This window comes from Candidatus Rhabdochlamydia sp. W815, from assembly GCF_018642185.1.
In the GTDB taxonomy this organism is placed as follows: Bacteria; Chlamydiota; Chlamydiia; order Chlamydiales; family Rhabdochlamydiaceae; genus Rhabdochlamydia; species Rhabdochlamydia oedothoracis.
This window is the reverse complement of record NZ_JAAVTY010000060.1, coordinates 1-8688: the sequence shown is the minus strand read 5'-3', so window position 1 is coordinate 8688 and position 8688 is coordinate 1. Positions and strand designations below refer to the sequence as shown.

6 protein-coding genes and 1 pseudogene are annotated in these 8688 nt (G+C 38.1%); 1 reads left to right on the top strand and 6 read right to left on the bottom strand.

Annotation, left to right across the window (positions count from 1 at the left end; translation table 11 throughout):
* A pseudogene (locus RHOW815_RS08595) lies at nt 1–411 on the top strand (transposase); the annotation flags it as partial.
* Nucleotides 412–448: 37 nt separating this feature from the next.
* On the opposite strand, the gene menD reads toward RHOW815_RS08595, so the two are convergent.
* The 6 genes from menD to RHOW815_RS05080 all read right to left on the bottom strand — a co-directional run.
* Complete coding sequence (gene menD / locus RHOW815_RS05105) at nt 449–2116, bottom strand: 2-succinyl-5-enolpyruvyl-6-hydroxy-3-cyclohexene-1-carboxylic-acid synthase (protein ID WP_215217258.1); 1668 nt, start codon at nt 2114–2116, stop codon at nt 449–451.
* The gene (locus RHOW815_RS05100) at nt 2113–3315 is read right to left on the bottom strand and encodes an isochorismate synthase (RefSeq protein WP_215217257.1); all 1203 of its coding nucleotides are present in this window, start codon (nt 3313–3315) and stop codon (nt 2113–2115) included. The genes menD and RHOW815_RS05100 overlap by 4 nt, the downstream gene beginning before the upstream one ends.
* Complete coding sequence (ubiE, locus tag RHOW815_RS05095) at nt 3312–4034, bottom strand: bifunctional demethylmenaquinone methyltransferase/2-methoxy-6-polyprenyl-1,4-benzoquinol methylase UbiE (protein ID WP_215217256.1); 723 nt, start codon at nt 4032–4034, stop codon at nt 3312–3314. Before ubiE ends, RHOW815_RS05100 begins: the two co-directional genes overlap by 4 nt.
* A gap of 90 nt (nt 4035–4124) precedes the next feature.
* A complete protein-coding gene (gene typA / locus RHOW815_RS05090) occupies nt 4125–5948 on the bottom strand; it encodes a translational GTPase TypA (RefSeq protein WP_215217255.1) in 1824 nt (607 codons plus the stop codon).
* Nucleotides 5949–6097: 149 nt separating this feature from the next.
* Nucleotides 6098–8248: a hypothetical protein gene (locus RHOW815_RS05085; RefSeq protein ID WP_215217254.1), complete on the bottom strand. Its 2151-nt coding sequence runs from the start codon at nt 8246–8248 to the stop codon at nt 6098–6100.
* Nucleotides 8249–8415: 167 nt separating this feature from the next.
* On the bottom strand, nt 8416–8688 hold a 273-nt coding region (locus RHOW815_RS05080), incomplete at its 5' end, for an ISAs1 family transposase (RefSeq protein ID WP_215217253.1).

Here is an 8688-nt window from a genome sequence, read left to right as displayed (position 1 = left end):
CGGAGAAGAAAGGATATGATGCAGGGAAAAAAATATCAGGAATAAAAAGACATATAGCAGTCGATACCCAAGGGCTTCCTCATGCGATTCACATTACCAATGCTAATATCACTGACAGAAATGGGTGTATAGCAGCATTTTCACTACATAAAAACCATTTGTTCGGTGGGAGGATATTCTGGAGAAAAATTTGCAAAGAGTGTGCAGGAGATATTAGGATGTATAGTAGAAATAGCCAAAAGAAATACACTTCATACTTTTACAGTTATTCCCAAAAGATGGGTTGTAGAGCGTTCTTTTGCGCGGATAGAAAAATGTCGCAGGCTATGGAAAAATTGCGAAAGAAAACTACATACAAGCCTGAATATGGTGGTTCTTGCTTTTATTGCTCTACTTTTGAAAAGATTTTAAACAGGCTCTTAGTTAATTAAACTCAAGATTGGGCTTTTCAAGACTTTTTTAAAGAAGAAAACATTTCTGAAAGTAGCTCTTCGATTTGCCTATGATCCAAAAGATTTTTTTCTCGATTGATTGCAAGCTCAATAACACAAGAATGAGGGTCTTGTTGCAAAAGTTTTTTTAAAGAGATAAGGTCGTAAGGTGCGTAATAGGCAAGAGAAAAAAGCTTTGCTGCTGAAGAAAAAGAGATTTCATGTGCTGTTGCAAAAAAGGTTTCTTTAATGGTTTTGGGTTGGTCAAGAGGAAGAAAAGAAAAAATACCTCCGCCTTGATTATTAATCACAATTAAAGTGCATGGGTAAGGGGACTTGGCAACTAAAACTAGCGAATTTAAGTCGTGTAGAAAACTTAAATCTCCAAGAAGCGCAATGGTGTGTTTTTGTGCACCTATTGCTATACCACAGGCAGTGGCAATATTGCCATCGATGCCAGAGAGTCCGCGGTTAGCAAAAACAGGTCCTGAAACTAGGGAAAGGTAGCAGTTGGCATCCCGGATGGGCATGCTATTTCCCAGGAAAAGAGCAGCGCTTTTTTGCTCAAGAAGATAGGCTATTGCAGGCTCTGAGAGCGTTGTTTGTTTAAGGAAATAATCAGATAGCTTTTTTGAGGTGTGTAATTGCCTTGTCTGCCAAAAACTAAGATGAGATGTAGTTTTAGACGTATTAAGCTTAAGACATAGCATTTGGCAAAAAGAAGAGGGATCTGATTGCATGCGATGATTAATTATATGGGCTGGATCAAAACGATGAGGCCCTTCTAAGACTTGTAAATAGAATTTAGGAGGGGATTTTTCCAATGTTTGTAAAAGAATCTTAGAAACAAAGCGCTCACCCATTTGAATAACTGTCTCAAAAGAGCAAGGGTGCGTTTTTAAGATCAAATCAAAATGAGAGATGATTAAAGGATGGTTAAAGGCTCTTAGAGGAGAGAGAATATCAGGAAAAATAGGCCAATTTAACTTCTCTGCTAGAGCGATGACAGGGGATACTGGACTTGTTGCAGTTGCGATGATCACTCCATTTGCATGTTCTTTTAAGTGAGATGCGTATTGTTCAATAATTGAAGAACTAGGGATTAGACAAGCGCGTGTATAGTGTATAGAAGGAAGAAGCTCTAGAGATTTATGGGCAGAAGAAAGTGGTTCTCGAAACATACAATTAAGATGAACTGGCCCTTGAGCGTAATAAACCGCTTGAGCAATGGTTGTGGGAAGGGATTTTATAGAAGAGAGTTCATCAGCACAGGGAAGATCTATTTGCCAATGCACATAAGATCCAAAAATATGAACTTGGTCGCAACTTTGGTTAGCGCCGCAATCGCGTAATTCAGGAGGGCGATCGGCTGTTAACAAAATAAGAGGAACAAAGTCGTGCTTTGCTTCCATTACCGCAGGCAGAAGATTGCCAACTGCTGTACCAGAAGTAACAATGAGTGCAACAGGCTTTTTTCTGGCTTTGGCAAACCCTAATGCATAAAAAGCTAATCCTCTTTCATCGAAATGAATATGGCTGTGTGCTTCGAAGTGATTAGCAACAGCTAAAACAAGAGGGGTTGATCTAGAACCTGGAGCCAGAAAAAAATCTTGTACTCCTTGTTTAACGAGCTGATCTATGAGTTGGTAACTAAAATAATAGTTGTTTTCTGCAATTGATTTCATGAAAGTATCCTACAAAAAGCGACTGCTTTGGCTTCTAACTCTTCCCATTCCTTTAAAGGATTGCTTCCTGGGACAATTCCAGCGCCAGCAAATACTTTTAAACAAGAGCTAGTCACAAGCGCAGAGCGTATTCCAACGGCTATATCAGCTCCTTTAGTTCCCAGATAGCCAATCGCTCCACTATACCAACCACGCTGAAAGGGTTCTAAGAATTTTAAGAGTTTAAGGGCTTCTTGGGTAGGTGTTCCACATACAGCTGGTGTGGGATGCAGAGCTATTAATAGCTTTTGATCTGTACAATCAGAGGTTAGAGTAGCCATTGCTCTATTATGTAAATGTTGCACAGAAGTTGTGCGCAGGATTTGATCCTTTTGCCAGCTTAACTGATTAGATAGAGGTAAAAGAGCTTGTTCGATAAATTTTTTCACAAAGTTAAATTCTCGGTTGTCTTTAGCAGAAGACTTAAGCTCATGAGCTAGCTTATTCTCATTTATTCCACGCGGCCTTGTTCCTGCAATAGCTTCACTAAAAACCACATTTTTTTTTCTATGGAATAAGGTTTCTGGAGTAGCCCCTAAAAAGGCAGTGTCTTTAGAAAACTGAAAGGCGAAGCAAGTAGCTGTTTCTGCTTTTTTTTCAAGGGCTTGGAACAAAGGCCAAGCAGGAGTAGTAGTAAATTGTGTTTGACGCGCAAGTACAATTTTTTCAAGGCCTTTGATAGAAAGTACATGTTCGACATTTTTTTCCCATTCGGTCCAATTGGGCGAATGAGAAATTTTAACACAGGGAGCAACCTGCTCTATAGGGTTTTCTGGTTTGAGCTCTTTAAAAACCAGGGGATTGGGATTTTGATTGATAAAGTGTGCAATCAATGTAATTTTATCATTGGTTTGGACAATTTCAAAACGAGGTAACCAGAATTGAGTAATGGGAAGTTCTTCTCCCCAAGCAGATTCAGGAAAATGGATGCCTCCAAAAAAACGAAGATCTACATCTTCTGTTTGCTCAATATGAGGGATGTCAGAGTAACACAGAAGTGAGCCTAGTGCCATGCGAGTTGTTTTGGTGTGCTTATCTTTCCAATAGACTTTAGGATAGATGTCCTGAGAAGCTAACCAGGAAACATTGGAAAGATACGAGAAATCAAGAAAGCAAGAGTCGTAGGCAAAAGATGTGTTATTTACAAAAAAACTTCTCATGTAATTCGGTCTCCTTGGTAAATAAAAACAGCACCACCCGTTAAAGGAGTAGCTTTTACCGATGTAAACCCTGCATCTTTTAAATAGGCACAAAATTCTTCCCCACAAGGAAAGCTAGAAATCGTGTCATTTAGATACTGATAGGCTTGAGGTTGTCCTGACATCAACCCTCCTAAAAAGGGTAGAAGATAGCGTAGATAAATACGATGTCCTACTTTTAATAATCGATTGCAAGGAACTGTTCCTTCTAGAATTAAAAGTCTACCTTGTGGCTTTAATACACGAAAACACTCTTGAAGTGCCGTGTGAACGTCCATTACGTTTCGAATGCCAAAAGAAATAGAGATACAGTCAAAACAACGATCTTCAAAAGGAAGCTCTAATAAGCTAGCTTCTTGTAGAGAAATGCAGGAATCGTAACCTCTTTTTTTGATTTTTTTATTCGCTATTTGCAGCATTTCTTGAGATAGATCGATGCCTATAGCAGAGGTGATTTTTTTAGAATAGCGCATGAAAGCTAATAGCTGATCTGCAGTTCCTGTTGCGCAATCCAGCAGAGTTAATGGTTTTTTTTCTGGTAAAAAAGCAGTCATTTTTTTTCGCCATAAGCCATCTAGCCCAAAAGTCATAACCCGATTTACTAAGTCATATGTAGGAGAGATTTTATCAAACATCTTCCAGATTTCAAATCTTGAAGGAGGATTTTTTTCTCTTAACATGATAAAACCCACTTAAATCTTGTTTTAAAGCATATAAACATTTTCGAGAAAAAAAGGAAAGCGCCTTAATTTTTTAAGGCGCTAAAAGGATTAAGCGCGTTTGCGTTCGTTTTCTAAGAGGTGTTTTTTGCGTAAACGAATAAAATGAGGAGTAGTTTCGATTAACTCATCATCTTCAATAAAATCAATAGCTTGTTCTAAAGTGAATTTACGTGGAGGAGAAAGAATAATATTTTCATCGGTTCCTGAAGCTCTAACATTTGTGAGCTGTTTTCCTCGTACAATATTTACTACTAGATCATTATCTCGATTGTTCTCTCCCACAATCATCCCTTCATAGACATCATCTCCAGGAGCTACAAATAGAGTCCCTCTGTTTTGTATGCTAAAGCTAGCATATCCTGTAACTTTGCCCGGTCCATTTGAAATGAGAACGCCTTTTGGCCTGCCTTCAATGTGTCCTTTCCATGGAGCATAGCTATCAAAAACCGAAGTTAAAATACCTAAGCCTTTGGTCATGGTTAGAAAATCATTGCGGTATCCCATTAAACCACGAGTGGGAACGAGAAACTCCAAGCTGGTAATATCATGCTCGTTTGTGCTTAAGGAGCGCATTTCCGCTTTACGACGAGAAAGCTCTTCGATCACACTTCCTGAGAATTCTTGAGGCACTTCAATATGAACGTTTTCAAACGGCTCATGCTGAACCCCCTCGAATTCTTTCAAGATAACCTGAGGTTTGCAAATAGTAAATTCATAACCTTCTCGACGCATAGCTTCGATTAAAACCGCTAAATGCAGTTCACCTCTACCGCAAACCCGAACGGCATCATCTCGAAAATGATCCTCAATTTTCAAAGAGATGTTAGCTAGTTTTTCTTGGGCTAAGCGCTCTCTTATTTTATTCATCGTTACATGTTTGCCATCTTTACCTACAAAAGGGGAATTATTAACCATTAATTCAACAGATAGCGTGGGTTCTGCGAGTATAATGGGAGGTAATCGTACAATGTGGGAAGGGTCGCATAGGGTATCACCAATGGTAATCTCAGCAATTCCTGAAATGCAAACGATATCTCCTACACCAGCTTCATCAACTTCTACTTTTTTTAATCCGTGATATCCCTCAATACGAGTTACTTTATGTAAAGAGGTATGTCCATTCATATCTATTTTGCTAATGGTTTGCCCTTTAGCAATTTTTCCTTCAAGAATACGACCACAAGCCTGACGACCTACAAAATCATCATAGCTCAATGTACTAGCTTGCATGAGGAAAGGCAGTTCTAGGCTACCTGGAGGAGGGGAGACATTTTGGATAATCATTTCAAATAAAGGTCTCATATTTACACGTGGGTCATTTGGTTCACGTGCAGCAAAGCCAGATAATCCAGATGCATAGCAGATAGGAAACTCAAGCTGCTGATCATTTGCGCCTAATTCGACAAATAAATCAAAAGTAAGATCTAAAGCTCGATCGGGGTTTGCATGGGGGCGATCAATTTTATTAAGCACAACAATGGGCTTTAAGCCAATTTTTAACGCTTGGGCAAGCACAAAACGGGTTTGAGGCATGGGACCTTCTTGAGCATCTATCAAAAGAAGAACGGAATTGACCATACCTAAAACGCGCTCTACTTCACCTGAAAAATCAGCATGACCAGGAGTGTCTATAATATTAATTTTAAATTCATCGAATTCAATACTGGTATGCTTTGCAAAGATGGTAATCCCTCTTTCTTTTTCCTGATCGTAGTTATCCATCATTCTCTCAGCAGTAGCTTCGTTTTCTCGAAAAATATTGGATTGTTTAAGTAGGCTATCTAATAGAGTTGTTTTACCATGATCAATGTGAGCGATAATCGCAATGTTACGAATCTTTTTGGGATCGCGGATTTTTTTGGAATAAGACATAAAAAGGAATCTCTTAGGGTTATCAAATTGATTGGTGATTTTAAAACAATCTTCATTAAAATGCTAGTTTAAGAACCTTTAAAAAAATCCTTAAATTGTTGTTAAATTTTTTTATTACAAAAAACTTATCTGTAAGGGGGCTTGAAGTTTTAATAGACGCTGGCTCGGAAATTAAGAGGGCTAACTCGAATGAAGTCTTCAACAAGGCGACCCTGGATGGTTTCTCTGCTCAATGAATCTTTTTGTATGAGATTGCATGTTCGCAAACGATTTAATAACTCATTGCGGGTTTTTTCATCATTGACTAAAAAACCTTCAAAATAAGAGGGGTCAATCCGCTCCTTTAACATGATTTCGTGACTATTCCAGTTGTCATTATCGGGGCGTTTTTGTTGGATCATTGTTGTAAATTCTGAAATGCTAGGGCGATTAGGATAAGTTCCATTGAAAAAATAGGACATAGGTGATTTATTTTCATCAGTTAATCTAACACCCAGATCGTCGTCAAAGTGCTGATATGTTCCGGTTTCTAAAGCATCAAGAGAGATTAAGACACGCACTATACTCTGATAGTATAAGTTGCTTATGTCAAATCCTCCTGGAATCTCATCTTTGCTTGTAAGCATTTGCGTAAAGACGCTATCAGCTCCACCTGCGTCGTATGATCCTCCTAATCCCCTTTCACCCACTTTATACTTATCCCGTATTTCTTGAGAGAGCATGCCCATTGAAAGCATGGAAGCGACTCGTTGATACAAATCTTGCATGCTATAGGCTCCTGTAAGAGCAGCGGTAAGTGTACGTCCTCCTAATTTTTGGATTTCATCAGTAAGTCCTTTTATCTTGTAGCGGATCCTTCCAGGTAGAATTTCAGCTTCTTCTATTTGATCGAAATACCGATTGTAAACTTCTTTCATTTGAGGGGATTTCTCAATCATTTTATCAAGCAGTTCTTGCGTTGAAAGACTAAAGAAATTTTCACTTCGCTCAAAAGAAGTAGCCTCTCTTGGAAAAAATATCCGGAATAAATGGCCCATTTTCAACCGATCTAAATCGTCTTTTGAAGAGGAAATGAGCGCGGTATCGAGATTCATTAAAGATAAAAGCTCATGTAGATCGAATAGAGTTTTTCCTACGTCCACTAAAATTACAACCTGATCGAATGTATTAGGAGAATTATCCCGCGATGCGCCTATAGAAATTTGACCTAGACCTGAAGCTGCAATCTGATAGATCTCTTTAAAAGAATCTTTGCCCTTAAAATCTTCTTTATACTTTTCAATAACAAGAGATTTTGCATGAGAACCGGTCAGTTGCAAAATATCGCGAATCTCTGAAGCTTTAAATTTTTGAAGCTGATTAATGGTTTCTTGCAGTTTTTCTCGAAAAACATGATTCACTTTAAATTCACATTCAGTTAACTCTTTGCCATCGATCACTACCTTTCTAAAAGCAAGATTTGCTCCTTTAACTAAACCTTTTCCGTATCCGTGAAAATGACTTCCAAAGTCGTACTCTTTTTCTTGGTTAGATAGACTTACCTTATTTTCATCAATTTTTCCATTTAGATCAATTAAGTTATGGTGAAGTAGATGTCTAGCAGATTTGCCCTTCATTGCTTGGCTAATAAGGCTTTGATACTTTTGCAATGCAAACAACGCATTTCTTTTTTGAATCAAACCTCTATAATTATTAGCTTGATTAAGGCGCATGGCTGCCATTCCTAGTTTAGCAGCTGCTTCTATATAATGTTCCTTGGAAATTTCTTCTTTCATTTGATACAGCTGAAGAGCTGTTTGAAATAGCACCGATAAAAGAATGATTTCTAAAGAGCCGGTAAGGGTAAAGGCTACATAAAGTCCACTTGCCAGCGTCTGTAAAGTTTCTTCAGTAGCTCTATCGTACTTTCCTTTTAGCGTGTAGTAGATAATGGAGTAAGTCCCTTGCGCAGTATCTATAGAGCATGTAAGCAATTGACCCATCTTTATGTTCAGAATGCTTGAAGTTAAAGAGACAATCGCAAGAGTTGTTTGCGCAACTTCTTTACTCAGGCTTTTCCATTCTTTCTTTCCTTCATGATCTAAAGCCAACTTTAAATGGCCAATAACACGACAAGAACCCATCCCCAAAGAAAGAGCAGTGCCAACAGGGCGATATAGAGCAACAAAAGGGATTATTGCCATTGCAATACGTCTGAGCTTGGAGTCCTCTCCTAAAGCTTCTGGCAAATCGAGATCATAGCAGTGGTAATCCGTTTCAGAAGAGAAAATAGAATGTTGGATACAATTAATATAATTCATGGTAAGAATTATAAACTAATAGCTTGTTTTAAGTAAATTTGTTTGTTTTATTTTAATTATAAATGTAATGTTTTTTATTATACTTTTTTTTAATTTTATTATTAAGTAAGTTAAGCTTAGAACTATCGGGATTTCAAACAGAAGAAGAGAGGTGGATCTCTCAGGGCTTACGCATGAAGAATTTCCTTTGCACCTACCAGATCTAATAAATAATCTTTACGACATGATGTAATAAAGCGCCGTTTACGTAAACTGACCTTGCTTGTCTTATCTTTTTGTAAAAGATTCAAAGTAGCCCGTCGAACTATAGATAGATTTTCAGCTCCATTTCCTTTTCTAACACGACTTAAATCCTCTCGGAAATTAACATCAAGTTGCCAATGCAATTTGTTTTCGATGCTCCAGTGATTACGCACTTCCTTTGCAAGACGTTCTCCGTT

Coding starts and splice junctions, on each gene's coding strand:
- menD (WP_215217258.1), bottom strand. CDS start 2,116: ATGAAATCAATTGCAGAAAACAACTATTATTTTAGTTACCAACTCATA.
- ubiE (WP_215217256.1), bottom strand. CDS start 4,034: ATGTTAAGAGAAAAAAATCCTCCTTCAAGATTTGAAATCTGGAAGATG.
- typA (WP_215217255.1), bottom strand. CDS start 5,948: ATGTCTTATTCCAAAAAAATCCGCGATCCCAAAAAGATTCGTAACATT.
- RHOW815_RS05085 (WP_215217254.1), bottom strand. CDS start 8,248: ATGAATTATATTAATTGTATCCAACATTCTATTTTCTCTTCTGAAACG.
- RHOW815_RS05100 (WP_215217257.1), bottom strand. CDS start 3,315: ATGAGAAGTTTTTTTGTAAATAACACATCTTTTGCCTACGACTCTTGC.